At 66.4% G+C, this 15,205-nt stretch carries 12 protein-coding genes; 9 read left to right on the forward strand and 3 right to left on the reverse strand.

What is annotated here, in order from left to right; all coding sequences use genetic code 11:
- Positions 1 to 95: 95 nt before the first annotated feature.
- On the reverse strand, positions 96 to 686 hold the full coding sequence (locus tag AC3A4T_RS16970) for a TetR/AcrR family transcriptional regulator (RefSeq protein WP_487676431.1): 591 nt from the start codon (positions 684 to 686) through the stop codon (positions 96 to 98).
- A gap of 140 nt (positions 687 to 826) precedes the next feature.
- Here AC3A4T_RS16970 and AC3A4T_RS16975 point away from each other — a divergent pair, with 140 nt between their 5' ends.
- From AC3A4T_RS16975 to AC3A4T_RS17000, 6 genes are all read left to right on the forward strand, one after another.
- Entirely contained in the window at positions 827 to 1,858 is a 1,032-nt protein-coding gene (locus AC3A4T_RS16975; RefSeq protein ID WP_487676432.1) for a hypothetical protein, read from the forward strand.
- 108 nt (positions 1,859 to 1,966) lie between these two features.
- Positions 1,967 to 5,182, forward strand: a complete 3,216-nt coding sequence (locus AC3A4T_RS16980) for an efflux RND transporter permease subunit (protein ID WP_487676433.1) — start codon at positions 1,967 to 1,969, stop codon at positions 5,180 to 5,182.
- Between the two features lie 377 nt (positions 5,183 to 5,559).
- Positions 5,560 to 6,048: a hypothetical protein gene (locus tag AC3A4T_RS16985; RefSeq protein ID WP_487676434.1), complete on the forward strand. Its 489-nt coding sequence runs from the start codon at positions 5,560 to 5,562 to the stop codon at positions 6,046 to 6,048.
- A gap of 146 nt (positions 6,049 to 6,194) precedes the next feature.
- Positions 6,195 to 7,838, forward strand: coding sequence for a multicopper oxidase family protein (locus AC3A4T_RS16990; RefSeq protein WP_487676435.1), 1,644 nt, complete (start codon positions 6,195 to 6,197; stop codon positions 7,836 to 7,838).
- 47 nt (positions 7,839 to 7,885) lie between these two features.
- Complete coding sequence (locus AC3A4T_RS16995) at positions 7,886 to 8,662, forward strand: FKBP-type peptidyl-prolyl cis-trans isomerase (RefSeq protein ID WP_487676436.1); 777 nt, start codon at positions 7,886 to 7,888, stop codon at positions 8,660 to 8,662.
- A gap of 500 nt (positions 8,663 to 9,162) precedes the next feature.
- Positions 9,163 to 10,914: a DNRLRE domain-containing protein gene (locus tag AC3A4T_RS17000; protein WP_487676437.1), complete on the forward strand. Its 1,752-nt coding sequence runs from the start codon at positions 9,163 to 9,165 to the stop codon at positions 10,912 to 10,914.
- 212 nt (positions 10,915 to 11,126) lie between these two features.
- Here the strand turns inward: AC3A4T_RS17000 and AC3A4T_RS17005 are convergent, their stop codons facing one another.
- Positions 11,127 to 11,582 (reverse strand): hypothetical protein, encoded by a 456-nt coding sequence (locus AC3A4T_RS17005; protein ID WP_215496908.1) that lies wholly within the window; start codon positions 11,580 to 11,582, stop codon positions 11,127 to 11,129.
- 364 nt (positions 11,583 to 11,946) lie between these two features.
- Here AC3A4T_RS17005 and AC3A4T_RS17010 point away from each other — a divergent pair, with 364 nt between their 5' ends.
- Positions 11,947 to 12,759, forward strand: a complete 813-nt coding sequence (locus tag AC3A4T_RS17010) for an ankyrin repeat domain-containing protein (protein ID WP_487676438.1) — start codon at positions 11,947 to 11,949, stop codon at positions 12,757 to 12,759.
- Between the two features lie 271 nt (positions 12,760 to 13,030).
- A complete protein-coding gene (locus AC3A4T_RS17015) occupies positions 13,031 to 14,011 on the forward strand; it encodes a TerC family protein (protein WP_487676439.1) in 981 nt (326 codons plus the stop codon).
- Positions 14,012 to 14,122: 111 nt separating this feature from the next.
- Here AC3A4T_RS17015 and AC3A4T_RS17020 read toward each other — a convergent pair whose 3' ends face one another.
- The gene (locus AC3A4T_RS17020; protein WP_487676440.1) at positions 14,123 to 14,425 is read right to left on the reverse strand and encodes a hypothetical protein; all 303 of its coding nucleotides are present in this window, start codon (positions 14,423 to 14,425) and stop codon (positions 14,123 to 14,125) included.
- 52 nt (positions 14,426 to 14,477) lie between these two features.
- On the opposite strand from AC3A4T_RS17020, the gene AC3A4T_RS17025 reads away from it, so the two are divergent.
- Positions 14,478 to 15,131, forward strand: a complete 654-nt coding sequence (locus AC3A4T_RS17025; RefSeq protein WP_487676441.1) for a DNA alkylation repair protein — start codon at positions 14,478 to 14,480, stop codon at positions 15,129 to 15,131.
- Positions 15,132 to 15,205 lie beyond the last annotated feature (74 nt).

Below are 15,205 nucleotides of genomic sequence, written 5' to 3' on the forward strand. Positions count from 1 at the left end.
ATCCGAAGCCAGGTTGCGACGGTGGCGATAGCGGATGCGGCGGCGAGGGTGGTGGTTGTCACTGAGCCGCATTCGGACGTGATTCGCCGCGGCGACTAATCCGCGCGCATCCAGCGCTCGATCAACGACGCCAGGGTCCGCGCCGCGTCCATTTCGGTCATGCGTCCGGCGCTCATCTCGCGCGACAGGGACTCGCCCGCGCCGACGATGGCGATGCAACGCCTCCGCAGTTCGGCATCGTCGACCTTCGCGTACGGCGCCAGCAGATCGCGATAGAACGCCACATAGTTCTGCACCAGCTCCTGCTGCACGCGCTCCATCTGCTCGTCGCCCTTGAGCGCGGCGAAGATCGCGTGGCACTCCGGGCCGGCGGTGCGGAAGCAGCTCATGTAGCTGTCGCCCATCAACGCGGCGACGTCGGCCAGCCGTTTGGGCGTGCGGGCGAAATCCTGGGCCACGGTCGTGGCCTGGCGTTCGTCGATCTGTTTGTACAGCGCGATCAACAGGCCCGAGCGGGTGCCGAAGTGCTCGTAGGCGATCGGCTTGCTGACCCCGGCGCGCTCGGCCACGTAGCCCAGGGTCAGCGCGTCGGTGCCTTGCTCGCGCACGATCGTCATCGCCGTTTCCAGCAATTGGTCGCGGCGTTCGGCCTTGGGCAGGCGTCTGGAGGGAGCAGTGGAACTCATGCGTGGAACTCTTGCGGCGGAGACAGGAAGCGCTTGACAGCGCCGGGCGAAGTGTATCTTACTATTGGTAACTTACCAATCGTAGCTTGTGTCGGTCCATTCCGGACCCGCGCCGGCCACGTCCCCACGGAATCCTCGTCATGAACGCAAACGCTCTCAAGCCCGTCCTCATCATCGGCGGTTCCGGCGTGGTCGGCGCGCAAGGCGCGCAGGCCCTGCGCCGGCTGCATCCCGATCTGCCGATCGCGATCGCCGGCCGCGACCTGGCCCGCGCCGAAGCGGTCGCCGCGACCCTCGGCAACGCTCGCGCACTGCGCGTGGACCTGCAGCGCGCCGATCTCGGCCTGCCCGAGGACGCGCAATTCTCCGCGGTGGTGCTGTTCGTCAAGGACGACACCCTCAACTCGCTCAAGTACGCGCAGCGCCATCGCCTGCCTTACGTCAGCACCTCCAGCGGTTCGTTCGAAATCGCGCCGGAAGTGGTGCGCCATCTGCGCGCGCCCGATGCCGCGCCGATCCTGCTCGCCAGCCACTGGCTGGCCGGCGCCGCGACCTTGCCGGCCCTGCATTTCGCCGAAGAATTCCGCCGCGTCGACCGGATCGAAATCGGCGCCCTGCTCGACGAACAGGACATGGGCGGCCCGGCCGCGGCGGCCGATTACGAACGACTGGTCGATGCCGCCGCCGCGCAGATTCTCGAAAACGGCCGCTGGCGCTGGGTGCGCGGCGACGAGGCCGCGCGCAGCTTCCTGAGCGTGGACGGCACCCGCGTGGCGGCGTCGGCGTATTCGCCGCTGGATGTGGTCAGCCTGGCCGCGGCCACCGAGGCGCATTCGATCCGCCTCGACATGGCGCTGGGCGAAAGCGCGAGCCGGCGCCGCGGCGAAGCGTTCTCGACCGAGATCGTGATCGAGCTGGAAGGCGAACTGCACGACGGCCGCATCGCGCGCAGCCGGCATGAACTGACCCATCCGCAAGGCCAGGCGCCGATCACCGCGATCGGCATCGCGCTCGGCGTCGAACGCCTGCTCGGGCTGGCCGGCGGCGACGCGGTCGCGCCCGGTCTGTACACGCCGGATGGATTGATCGACCCGGCGTATCAGCTGCAGCGTCTGCGCGAGTTCGGCGTGCAGGTGCGGCGTACGCCTAATGTGATCGCCGCCGCGGCGTAAGCACGAACGCGGCGACCTCGGCCGCCAACCGGTTTCACCCTTCAAACGGCCGACGCCGATGCGTCGGCCGCGACCCCTTGCGGCCGCGCGTCGCGGCAGGACACCGTCATGGACTTCTCGCGTTTCTTCATCGACCGGCCGATCTTCGCCGCGGTGCTGTCGATCCTGATCTTCGCCGCCGGCCTGATCGCATTGCCGCTGCTGCCGGTCAGCGAATACCCCGACGTGGTGCCGCCGACCGTGGTGGTGCGCGCGGTCTATCCCGGCGCCAATCCGAAAGTGATCGCGCAGACCGTGGCCACGCCGCTGGAGGAAGCGATCAACGGCGTGCAGGACATGATGTACATGAAGTCGGTGGCCGGCACCGACGGCGTGCTGGTCACCACGGTGACTTTCAAACCCGGCACCGATCCCGATCAGGCCCAGGTGCAGGTGCAGAACCGGGTCAGTCAGGCGCAGGCGCGCCTGCCCGAGGACGTGCGTCGGCAGGGCGTCACCACGCAAAAGCAATCGCCGACGCTGACCATGCTGGTGCATCTGGTATCGCCCGGCGGCCGCTACGATTCGCTGTACCTGCGCAATTATGCGAGCTTGAAACTCAAGGACGAACTCGCGCGTCTGCCCGGCGTGGGCCAGACCCAGATGTTCGGCAGCGGCGACTACGCGATGCGGATCTGGCTCGATCCGGGCCGCATCGCCGCGCGCGGCCTCAGCGCCGGCGACGTGGTGCGCGCGATCCGCGAACAGAACGTGCAGGTCTCGGCCGGCCAGCTCGGCGCCGAACCGATGCCCGGCGGCAGCGATTTCCTGATTCCGATCAACAGTCAGGGCCGCTTGAACAGCGTGGCGGAGTTCGGCCAGATCGTGCTTAAGCGCGGCGACGACGGCACGATCGTGCGGCTGTCGGAGGTGGCGCGAATCGAGCTCGACGCCGCCGACTACACCTTGCGCGCGCAGCTCGACAACGTCGACGCGGTGGCGATCGGTATCTTCGAATCGCCCGGCGCCAATTCGATCGCGCTGTCGGACGCGGTGCGCGAACGCATGGACGAATTGTCGCGGAAATTCCCGCCCGGGCTGGAATACCGCATCGTCTACGACCCGACCGTGTTCGTGCGCGATTCGATCAAGGCGGTGGTGACCACGCTCGCCGAAGCGGTGCTGTTGGTGGTGCTGGTGGTGATCGTGTTCCTGCAGACCTGGCGTGCGTCGATCATCCCGCTGCTGGCGGTGCCGGTGTCGGTGGTGGGCACGTTCGCGGCCTTGTACCTGCTCGGATTTTCGATCAACACCTTGAGCCTGTTCGGCCTGGTGCTGGCGATCGGCATCGTGGTCGACGACGCGATCGTGGTGGTGGAGAACGTCGAGCGCAACATCGCCGACGGGCTGACGCCGCTGGCGGCGGCGCATCAAGCGATGCGTGAAGTGTCCGGGCCGATCATCGCCATCGCCCTGGTGCTGTGCGCGGTGTTCGTGCCGATGGCGTTTCTGTCGGGCGTGACCGGCCAGTTCTACAAGCAGTTCGCGGTGACCATCGCGATCTCGACGGTGATCTCGGCGATCAACTCGTTGACTCTGTCGCCTGCGCTCGCAGCCTTGTTGCTCAAGCCGCACGGGGCGCCGAAGGACGCGGCGACGCGGCTCATCGATCGCCTGCTGGGCTGGCTGTTCGGTCCGTTCAACCGTTTCTTCGGCTCGAGTTCGCAGCGCTACCACGGCGCGATCGGCCGCTTGCTCGGCCGGCGCGGCGCGGTGCTCGCGGTGTACGTGCTGTTGCTCGCGCTGAGCGGGCTGATGTTCAAGGCGGTGCCGGGCGGGTTCATCCCGACCCAGGACAAGCTGTACCTGATCGGTGGCGTGCAGTTGCCCCCTGGCGCCTCGTTGTCGCGCACCGACGCCTTGACCCGCAAGATGAGCGCGATCGCGATGGAGACCGACGGGGTGGATGCGTCGGAGGGCTATCCCGGCCTGAATCCGTTGCAATTCACCAACACGCCCAACAGCGGCACCTTGTTCTTCGAACTCGAACCGTTCGCCAAACGCGGCCGCAGCGCCGAGGCGATCAACGCCGAACTCAACGAGAAATTCGCGAGTCTGCAGGAGGGCGTGGCGTTCTCGTTCATGCCGCCGCCGATCCTCGGCCTGGGCACCGGCTCGGGCTATGCGCTGTACATCCAGGACCGCGACGGCCAGGGTTACGGCGCGCTGCAGAACGCGCTCAACGATTTCACCGGCGCGATCGCGAACACGCCGGGACTGGGCGTGCCGATCAGCACCTACCAGGCCAACGTGCCGCAACTCGATGCGCAGGTCGACCGGCTCAAGGCCAAGGCGCAGGGCGTGCCGCTGAGCGAGTTGTTCGACACCTTGCAGACCTATCTGGGCTCGGCCTACGTCAACGACTTCAACCAGTTCGGCCGCACCTACCAGGTGATCGCCCAGGCCGACGGCGCGCATCGCGACAGTGTCGAAGACATCGCCAATCTGCGCGTGCGCAACGAGCGCGGGCAGATGGTGCCGCTGGGTTCGATGGTCACCCTCGGCCACAGCTACGGCCCCGACCCGGTGATCCGCTACAACGGCTATCCCGCCGCCGACCTGATCGGCGAGGCCGATCCGCGCGTGCTGTCGTCGAGCCAGGCCATGCAGTCGCTGCGTGAAATCGCCCAGAAAACACTGCCCAACGGCATGCGGATCGAATGGACCGACCTGAGTTATCAGCAGGCGACCCAGGGTTCGTCGGCGCTGATCGTGTTTCCGCTGGCGGTGCTGCTGGCGTTCCTGGTGCTTGCGGCCTTGTACGAAAGCTGGACCTTGCCGCTGGCGGTGATCCTGATCGTGCCGATGACCCTGCTGTCGGCGTTGGCCGGCGTGTGGCTCAGCGGCGGCGACAACAACGTCTTCGTGCAGGTCGGCCTAGTGGTGTTGATGGGGTTGGCGTGCAAGAACGCGATCCTGATCGTCGAGTTCGCGCGCGAACTGGAGCGGCAGGGGCGCGGCATTGTCGACGCCGCGCTGGAGGCCTGCCGTCTGCGTCTGCGGCCGATCGTGATGACCTCGATCGCGTTCATCGCCGGCACGGTGCCGCTGCTGATCGGCCAGGGCGCCGGCAGCGAAGTGCGCGCGGCGACCGGGGTGGCCGTATTCGCCGGGATGCTTGGGGTGACCTTGTTCGGGCTGTTTCTTACGCCGGTGTTTTATGTGGCGTTGCGGACGTGGGTGGCGCGCAAGGGTGGGGCGGCCGTGGCAGTCGATGCGTCGACGCAAGGCGTCGAGGAGGCGACCGTTCGTACGGTTCCTCATCAGGCATCGATCCCTCATTGAAGTCATCGGCAGCTGACGATCCTTCGCTGAAGCCATCGACGGGGGAATATCCCTCACGCAAGCGACCACCGCGCCAACCGTCGCCCACTTTGTAAAAGGGGGCGAGCGCCCGGCGTGGGCACGAAGTCGAATCGAAACGACAGCGCGGGGGATTCGCTTTTCGCTTCCATCCGAGCAAACAAGCAAGAGCAAAAGCGAATCCCCCCTCCCCCCCTTTTCCAAAGGGGGGAACAGCACAAGCGGGATTGCGACTTACAGCTCCTTTCCGCACACAAAGGTGCCGCTCAGTCAAAACCCCAAGCGCATCGCAACCTCTCATCCACCGTGTAAAGTGACCCCGCCGGGGGGCCGACTGAATCGACGTCGAGGGGAGTTTCGTGGAGCAAGCAATCCGACTGGCCGGTTTCTTCGCCGCGCATGGCGTGTGGTGCGTCGCCGACGGCGAGGCGCTGATTCCGCTGTACGCCTACGAGGACAAGCAGGGCGCGCGCAAGATGATCCGCTACGACGCCGACTCGCTCGAGGACGGCGTGGCCCTGGCCCGCGCGAGCCTGGCCCAGAACGACGAAGAGGCCGCGCAGGCGGTGGTGGTCCATGACGGCTACATCACCCTGCCGTCGGGGCGGATCGACGCCTTGATCGTGATCGCGCGCGACCACGCCGCCGATCTGACCCTGACCATGGCCATCCCCTACCGCAACGCCGCCCATCCACAAGGGTTCGCGGTGCATCGGCCGAAGTTCCTCGACTGGCGCGGCGCCAGCGAACCCGATTACGCAGTGCTCGGCGAACAGTTCTTCGCCGGGGTCGAGATGCACGAACTCGGCGACCGGATCTGGCAGGCCAAGCTCGACGACTCGATCTGAGCGTCGCGATCGGCCGTCCCAGGATTGACCCGCGTCACAGAAGCATCGCCTGCCGGCAGCATCTGCAATAACCGGCGTGGATGATGGCGGGTCGCTCCGACCCACCGCCACAGCCGTCGCACCATGCAGCCGGGAACCATGCACCGATGACCGATCCGCAACGCCGCCGTTTCCTGGTCGGCCTCGCCGTGGGCGGCGCCGCCACCGTGGCCGGGCCGATCGCGATGTGGCGCTGGACCGGCGGACACGGCCACCGCATGGGCTCGGCCGCCGCGCCGGACCTGCAACTGCTCGCGCCCGAGGCGCGCTTCGTGCAGCCGCTGCGCCTGCCGGGCGCGGAAGGGCTGCTGGCCGAGATCGAACTCAGGCAGCCGTTGCAACTGATCGCGCAGACGACGACGCAGGCGCTGTTCCCCGGCGCGCCGACGCAACTGTGGGCCTACGCCACGCAGATCAATGCGCGCGCCGCGGTCAACCCGCTGCTGCGCGCGCGCCGCGGCGACATCATCGAAGTCGGCCTCGACAACCGCCTCGCCGAAGCCACCACGATCCACTGGCACGGTTTGTCGGTCGACGAAGCCAACGACGGCAGCGGCCTGCATCCGGTCGAACCGGGCGCGCAGCGGCGCTATCGCCTGCGCATCGACAACCGCGCAGGCCTGTACTGGTATCACGCCCATCCGCACGGCCGCACCGGCGTGCAACTGCAACGCGGGCTGGCCGGCCTGCTGTTGATCGAGGACGCCGAGGAGCTCGCGCTGCGCCAACGCCTCGGCATGCGCTGGGGCGAACGCGACCTGCCGTTGATGATCGCCGACAAGCAGGTCGGCGCCGACAACGCGATCGTCTACAAGGACGGCGCCGACGACTGGATCGGCAATCGCGTGCTGGTCAACTGGACGCCCGAGCCGTACCTCGAAGTGATCCCCGCGTGGTATCGCTTCCGCCTGGCCAATGTCGCCAACGCGCGCATGTTGCGCGTGGCCTTCATGCAGGGCGAACGCGCGCTGACGATGCAGTTGATCGGCAACGACGGCGGCCTGCTCGAAAGCGCCTGGCCGGTCGACGACGTGTTCCTCGCGCCGGCCCAGCGCATCGACGTGCTGGTCGATTTCAGCGCGCTCAAGCCCGGCGAGCGGGTAATGCTGCGCAGCCTGGACTACGTGGCGATGGAGAACGAGGACGAATCGGGCGCGTTCCTGCCCGATCCGATGGCCGACCATCCCGGCGCGGCCGCGATGGGCGAGCCGCTCGACCTGATGGAAGTGCGGGTGATCGAGTGCGCGACCGACAAGCGCCCACCCGCGCACCTGCCCGACCTGAGCGCGATCTCGACGATCGGCCCGCTGCCCGACACCACGACTTGGCCGGTGCGCGCGCTGCGCCTGCGCATGGACGAAGAGGGCCGCTGGTTCATCAACGACTGGAATTTCCACCTCAGCGGTCACGAGCCCGCGTTCTCGGTCCGACGCGGCAGCCGCGAGGTCTGGGAAATCCGCAACAGCATGACCAGCATGCCGCACCCGATCCATCTGCACGGGTTTCAGTTCCGGATCCTGTCGCGCGCGATCAGCCCGCCGGACATTCGCGGCCGTCAGGTTGCGGCCGGCGGCTTGAACCCGCAGGACCTGGGCTGGAGCGACACCGTCGTGGTCTGGCCCGGCGAAGTCGTGCGGCTGGCGATCGATTTCTCCCAACCCTTCAGCGGCACCCAGCGCTACATGCTTCATTGCCACAACCTCGAACACGAGGACATGGGAATGATGCTGACCTTCGCGGTGACCGACTGAGCCGTATCGACCGACCTAAGCAACCACCGCCCCACGGAGCCGCCTGCATGCCGCGTTCGACCGTTTCCCGCCTCTGCCTTCTCAGCGCCGCGGTGCTTGCCGTGGCCGCGTGTACGCCCGCATCCAAGGACGTGGGAAACCCCGGGTCGGCGGATGCGCCCGCGCCGCTGACCGCGGCGCAGGTAGCCAGCGACAAGGCCAAGGTCAGCTACATCGTCGGCCTCGATTTCGCCCGCAGCATCGAACCGGTGCGCGGCGAACTCGATACCGAGCTGGTGCTGCGCGCGATCCGCGACGCCCAGGCCGGCCGGCCTTCGCTGTTCGACGAAGCGCAGAGCAAGCGCATCCGCGAAGGCTTCAGCGAATACCTGCGCGGCAAGCACGATGCCCAGACCAAGGCGCTGGCGGCGCGCAATCTTGAAACCGGCGAGGCCTTTCTCAAGCGCAACGCGCAGGCGCAGGGCGTGACCACCACCGCCTCGGGGCTGCAATATCAGGTGATGCGCGCGGGCAAGGGCGCGCATCCGAAAGCCAGCGACACGGTGCGGGTGAATTACATCGGCCGCCTGCTCGACGGCAGCAAGTTCGAAAGCACCTACGACACCGATCATCCGGCCGAATTCGTGCTCGCGCAGGTGATGCCGGGCTGGACCGAGGGCGTGCAGCTGATGACGCCGGGCAGCCAGTACCGGTTCTGGATTCCGGCCAAGCTCGCTTATGGCGAACGCGGCATGGCCGGGCAGATCGAACCCAATTCGGTGCTGGTGTTCGAGATCGAGTTGCTGGAGATCGCGGGTGAGGGTGCGCCGGTGCATGACGAGTGAGGCGATGTGGGTTCGCGGTGATCTGAGCGAAGAGCGTCGGGGCTGATGCCCCTCCCACAAAAGACCTCGGGACTGAAGTCCATCCCACAAAGAGCCTCGCGGCCGCGCTGGCGAATTGAGCTTGATCGGCTCAAGTGATCGTCTACGGCTTTTGTTTATCGCCAGGTTCGCGATGACATCGATAACTCGCGTCAGCGCACTACCGCCGAAGCGGATACGGCCTGCGTGAAGCAAGCCAGAAAAGACGCAAAAACAAACGAGCGAAGACGCAAGATTTTCGTGGGTGGGGCTTCAGCCCCGACGCTCTTCGTTCAGATCGCCGGGCCAGTCCCGCAACCGCCCGTCGCCCAAGCGCTCAACTTGTGACCACGACCTCAGCCACCCCCGCATCGGGCGCGAAGTCCGTCGCAATCGTGTAGCAGTTTTCCGGCCAAACTCCGCAGCCAACGCGGCTCGTATCGTCGCGTCCACCCGCCACTCCCCGTCTTCGGAGACAGCCAGTGAATTCCAAGCTCGCCCACGGCGCCCTCGCCACCGTGCTCATCGGCGCCGCGTTCGCGCCCGCGCAGGCCGCCCAGCGCACGCTGCAACTGTCCGAGGACGACACCCTCAGCAAGCCGATCAGCGCCAGCGCATCGACCTTGCGCGGTACGCCGCTGGCCAAGAGCGCGCTGTCGCAGGCGGTGTCCAACCGCGTATGCGAAACCGGCGCCAAGTGGCTGCGCGTGGGCTTCAAGCAACTCAAGCTGTCGGGCTACGACTCGCTGGTGCTCAGCAGCAGCGGCGGCGACCGCCTGGTGCTGGAGGGCAAGCAGTGGAACGACCGCAGCTTCACCACCCGCGCCTTGCGCGGCGAGTGCGTCGACATCCAGCCCTATTTCAGCCAACCCGACAGCGGCTTCCAGCTCGACCGCTACGAATACAGCGCGGTGCCGTTGAACCTGGCCACCGTGGTCGTGGCCGGCGCCGGCGACATCTGCGACACCAGCGGCAGCGCCTGTCAGGGCACCTCGGACCTGATCGTGTCGATCAACCCGACCGCGGTGTTCACCGCCGGCGACAACGCCTACAACAGCGGCACGCTGAGCGAGTACAACAACCGCTATGCGCCGACCTGGGGCCGTTTCAAGGCGCTGACCAGTCCGACCCCGGGCAATCACGAATACGGCACCTCCGGCGCCAGCGGCTACTTCGACTACTTCAACGGCGTCGGCAACCAGACCGGCCCCGCCGGCGATCGCAGCAAGGGTTATTACAGCTGGGACGTGGGCGACTGGCACTTCGTCGCGCTCAACACCATGTCCGGCGGCACCGTCGCCAGCGCGCAGATCAATTGGCTCAAGAGCGATCTGGCCGCGACCACCAAGCCGTGCATCGCCGCGTACTTCCATCACCCGCTGGTCAGCCGCGGCAACTACAGCGGCTACAGCCAGGTCAAGCCGATCTGGGACGCGCTGTACGCGGTCAAGGCCGATCTGGTCCTGGTCGGGCACGATCACAACTACCAGCGCTACGGCAAGATGAATCCCAATCAGGCCGCCGCCAGCGACGGCATCCGCCAGATCCTCGTGGGCACCGGCGGGCGCGCGTTCTACGGCCTCAGCGGCAGCCATCCGCTGCTCGAAGCCAGCAATGCCAGCACCCATGGCGTGCTCAAGCTGACCTTGACCGCGAACGGCTACACCGGCGATTTCGTGCCGCGCGCCGGCAGCAGCTACACCGATCATTTCACCGGCACCTGCAACGATGCCGGCACGCCGCCCGGGCAGTCGCTGACCCTCAACGCGACCCGCGACGTCACCGTCAAGTCCGGCGGCACCCGGGTCAACACCTCGGTGCTGTACGCCGACGGCAGCGACGGTGGCCAGGTGCTGCGCGGCCTGATGGGCTGGGACGTGTCGAGCGCGAACGGTCTGAACCTGACCGGCGCGCAGGTGAAGCTGCAGGTCAGCGACCGGTCCACCGGCGCCTACGATCTGTATCAGGTCGCCAGCGCCTGGAGCGAAAGCAACGCGACCTATGCCGGCGCCACGCTCGGCAGCAAGCTCGGTTCGGTGACGCCGAACGCGACCGGGGAGCAGTACATCACCCTCAACGCGACCGGCCTGCAACTGGTCAAGAACTGGGCGAACGGCAGCGTGGCCAACAACGGCGTGATCCTGGTGCCGGCGTCGGGCGTCACCGACGGCGTCGACTGGTCCTCGCGCGAAGGCGCGAATGCGCCGCAGCTGGTGCTCAGCTACACGCCTTGATCGCGATGGGTCGATCGAACATCGGGCGCGCGATCGCGCGTCCGGTGTTCGCCGCTGTCAGCCGCCGCCACTGGAACCTCGCACCTGCGCGACACCTCCGGGGATGAGACGCGGCGCGAACGCGCGAGGTTCCAGTGGCGGCGACTGACGATCGTGCGCGGCGGCCTCGCATCGATCGCGATGGCTGTTTCGCCGTAGTCAGCCCGCTGCGATCAGCTGTTCACCTGCAACGCAGGCCGTGCATTCGCGCCCACGCCGATCATCAACTTGACCGATTCCTTGATCCGCTCGGCGCCGCCCAACTTGACCGCGGCGATCAGGCGTTCGCCGATCGTGCGGCTTTCGTCGGCGGTGCTCGCATGCGCGCCGAGAATCGCCAGGCCTTTCTCGGTCAGCCGATAACGCAGCGCCAGATGCACGAACGGCACGCCGTTCAAGGACTCTTTCACGCAGGCGGTGCTGCGCAGATATCCCTCGTCCATCAACCACTCGAAGGTAGCGCCGCAGGCGAGCACCGCCGCGGCCATGGCTTCGCGATTGCTGGGGTCCACGCCGGGCATATGCCGCGCGGATTCTTCGGCGTTGAAGCGGGCTACGACGGGATGCTGTTCGAGCGCGGCCGCACAGATGCGTGCGGTGGCTATGCTGAAAACTTCAATGTTCTTCATTAATGACGCCCCCTGACGTCCTTGCTATTTACGAGGGGCATACGTAAAAACGGCGTGATGAAAAATGTTGTAAGAAATTGAAAAGTAAAGAGTATTTATTGATTAGGGTCTCGTTGAATCTGTGATGCGCGCATGGAGAACCATGACAAACTGACCCGGCGCGGCAGTTGCGGTCGGTGTGCGGCAAGCGGGCGGGAAACGTCGATCAGGTAGATGAACGACGCGTGGGCCGGATGTGACTCTAAATCGCTCGATTCCGGCGGCAGCCAATTTCTTGGTTGAGCCGATCGCATGCTGCTTCAGCTCGTTACGCATCGCGCGCAGCCGTGCCTGCCACCCATTCAAGCATCGACAAGGACGCGACATGAGCACCGACAACATCTTCGACGCCGCGCGCGCGGGCGACATCGAAACCGTCCGCGCCTGCCTCGAGGCCGGCGCCGATCCGGCCGCGCTCAGCGACTACGGTTTCACCGCATTACAAACCGCGGCGATGGGCGCGAACACCGCGCCGGTCGAGCGCAACCTCGCGGTGCTGCGCGTGTTGCTAGCCGCCGGCAGTCCGTTGGAATACGCGGGCAAAAGCGGTCGCACCGCCTTGTACCTCGCCGCCGAATTCGCGCCCACGACCGATGCGGTGCAACTGCTGATCGATGCCGGCGCCCAGGCCGACATCAGCGACGGCCACGGCAACCACATCCTGGTCAACGCGATGATGGACGAGGTGGTCGAACTGCTGTCGCGCGTGACCGGCAAGCCGATTCCCGAGCCGCCGCCGCCGGAACCCGAACCGGTCAAGATGACGCCGGCGCAATGGCGCGCGGCGAAACTGCGGATCGATGCGGTGTTCGCCACCCTCGCTCAGGCCGGCGTGGTCGCGCTGCACGACGCCGGCTACACCCAGTCGGATGGATTTTCCGACGCCAGCGAAGCCTTTCTCGACCGCGGCGGCGAGGCCGCCGGCCTGCACGGCGTGTGCTTCTACACCCGCCAGGATCTGAACGCCGCCAAGCGCAGCAGTCGCTTGTCGCTGGCGTTCTGGGGCGCGCCGGAAGGCGCCGACGCCGACATGCTGCGGGTCGGCGGGATCATCGTCGAAGCCTTTCGCGACGCGGGCTTGGAGGTGCAATGGAACCAGACGGCCTCGCGGCGGCCGGAGCTCGACCTGCGTACCTGAGCGCGCGTCGATGCGCCGGTGAAGCGCCTGGCTGAACCGCAATTCACGTACCCTCGTGTTATCTTGCGCGCAGAAGGGGAGTAGCTCCCGACTGCCGCATCGTCATTACGGGCCCACAGCCCCGGTGCGCAGGCATCCATCACCGACCATCGTCGGCCGGATGCGAGCAAGACCTTCGCCGACAGCGGCGAAGGCACGTCTTCCAGATCTCGACGGACGACGCTTCGTGCCCTGCGGCTACGAAGCGCCTTTAATCATCCGGGAGAGTCATATGGAAACCATCGGTAGTCCGATGCTGTGGGGCGCTTTCGCCGCCTTCGTCGTCGTCGCGCTGCTCGTCGATCTGGTGCTGATGCGCCACGGCGGGCCGCACAAAGTCACCTTCAAGGAAGCCGCGTGGTGGAGCGTGGGCTGGATCGCGCTCGCGCTGCTGTTCAACGCCGGCCTGTGGTGGTGGCTGCGCGAGCAATCGGGCGCCGAGATCGGCAACCGCATCGGCCTGGAATTCCTGACCGGTTACCTGGTCGAGAAATCGCTCGCGGTCGACAACATCTTCGTGTTCCTGATGCTGTTCTCGTACTTCGCCGTGCCCGAGGAACAGCGCCAGCGCGTGCTGGTGATCGGCGTGCTCGGCGCGATCGTGCTGCGCGCGATCCTGATCTTCGCCGGCGCGCTGCTGCTGGCCAAGTTCCACTGGATCTTGTACGTGTTCGGCGCGTTCCTGGTCTTCACCGGCATCAAGATGCTGATGGCCGCGGGCAAATCGCCGGATCTGGACAACAACCCGGTGCTCAAGTGGATGCGTGGGCATCTGCGCCTGACCGACGACTACCACGACAGCAAGCTGTCGATCCTGCGCGACGGCAAGCGCTGGTACACGCCGCTGTTCGCGGTGATCGTGCTGATCGGCGTGACCGACGTGATCTTCGCGGTCGACTCGATCCCGGCGATCTTCGCCATCACCGAAGACCCCTTCATCGTGCTGACCTCGAACGTGTTCGCCGTGCTCGGCCTGCGCGCGATGTTCTTCCTGCTGCAGGGCATGGCCGACCGCTTCCACCTGCTGCCGTACGGCCTGGCGCTGGTGCTGGTGTTCATCGGCGGCAAGATGCTGTTGATCGATGTGTACAAGATCCCGGTGCTGATCTCGCTGATCGGCGTCGCCGCGATCATCGGCGGCTCGGTGGTGTTGAGCCTGATGCGTCCGGCCGCGGCCAAGCCCGGCGACGGTCAGGGCTCCAGCGCGGTCTGACCGCGCGGCGGTAATGCGATTGCGCCCAATCGCGATCGAGGCACATGGCGCGGCGCGGCATCGATGGTTACATTGATGCCGCGCTGTCGCTTTGCGCCCCTTTCGCCGGTGTCAGGACATGGCCAGAACCGCTAGTTCGAAAGCGACCAATCCGGTGGCTAAGAAGCCATCCACGCTCGAGCGAGCGACCGTGAAGAAAGCGGCGGTCGTGAAGGTTCCGGCGAAGAAAGCGGCCGCGAAGAAAGTCGCGGTGAAGAAAGCCGGGCCTGCCAAGACGGCGCCGATCAAGAACGCACCGAAGCAAGCCATCGCGGCGAAGTCAGCGGCAAGTGCGCCCGCTGCCGCGAAGAAATCGGCCACAGTCAAAGCAAAATCCAATGCTTCGGCACCCCGAGGCAAGACCCAGACGGCCACGCCCGCGCCCGCCCTGGCGACCCGTCTCGACGACGCCCTGCATCAACTCAGAATGTCGTCCAGCCAGGCCTATCGCGACGGCCTGGCGCGTTACGCGATTCCCAGTGAGCGCGCCTTCGGCGTACCGATGGGTTCGATCCAGGCGCTGGCCAAGCGCCTGGGCCGCGATCACGAACTCGCGGCCGCGTTGTGGGACAGCGCCTGGTACGAAGCGCGCCTGCTGGCGTCCTACCTCGACGACCCGGCCTGGGTCACGCCCGCGCAGATGGATCGCTGGTCGCGCGATTTCGACAACTGGGCGGTCTGCGACACCATCTGCTTCGCCCTGTTCGACCGCAGCCCGCACGCCTGGCGCAAGATCGAGCAATGGGCGCCGCGCCGCGACGAATACGTCAGGCGCGCCGCGTTCGCGCTGCTCGCCAGTAAGACCGTGCACGACAAGCAAGCCGAGGACGCTTTGTTCCTGCACGGCCTGGAGCTGATCGAGACCCATGCCGACGACGAACGCAACTTCGTCAAGAAAGCCGTCAACTGGGCACTGCGTTCGATCGGCAAGCGCAACGCCGTCCTGCATGCCGCCGCGCACGAAACCGCGACCAGGCTGGCCGCGCGCAAGGAATCCGCGCCGCGCTGGATCGGCAAGGATGCGCTGCGCGAGCTCAACAGTGCTTCGGTGATGGGGCGGTTGGCGAAGCGGGCGCGTTGATCGATGCGCAAGCGATGCGAAAAACGCTAAGAAAAAAGCCGCACGTCCAAGCGTGCGGCTTTGCGTGCTGAGAT

The sequence above is a fragment of the Lysobacter sp. Soil_N_51 genome (assembly GCF_057655755.1).

Coding starts and splice junctions, on each gene's coding strand:
- AC3A4T_RS16990 (WP_487676435.1), top strand. CDS start 6,195: ATGACCGATCCGCAACGCCGCCGTTTCCTGGTCGGCCTCGCCGTGGGC.
- AC3A4T_RS17010 (WP_487676438.1), top strand. CDS start 11,947: ATGAGCACCGACAACATCTTCGACGCCGCGCGCGCGGGCGACATCGAA.
- AC3A4T_RS16980 (WP_487676433.1), top strand. CDS start 1,967: ATGGACTTCTCGCGTTTCTTCATCGACCGGCCGATCTTCGCCGCGGTG.
- AC3A4T_RS17015 (WP_487676439.1), top strand. CDS start 13,031: ATGGAAACCATCGGTAGTCCGATGCTGTGGGGCGCTTTCGCCGCCTTC.
- AC3A4T_RS16970 (WP_487676431.1), bottom strand. CDS start 686: ATGAGTTCCACTGCTCCCTCCAGACGCCTGCCCAAGGCCGAACGCCGC.
- AC3A4T_RS17005 (WP_215496908.1), bottom strand. CDS start 11,582: ATGAAGAACATTGAAGTTTTCAGCATAGCCACCGCACGCATCTGTGCG.
- AC3A4T_RS16975 (WP_487676432.1), top strand. CDS start 827: ATGAACGCAAACGCTCTCAAGCCCGTCCTCATCATCGGCGGTTCCGGC.
- AC3A4T_RS16995 (WP_487676436.1), top strand. CDS start 7,886: ATGCCGCGTTCGACCGTTTCCCGCCTCTGCCTTCTCAGCGCCGCGGTG.
- AC3A4T_RS17025 (WP_487676441.1), top strand. CDS start 14,478: ATGTCGTCCAGCCAGGCCTATCGCGACGGCCTGGCGCGTTACGCGATT.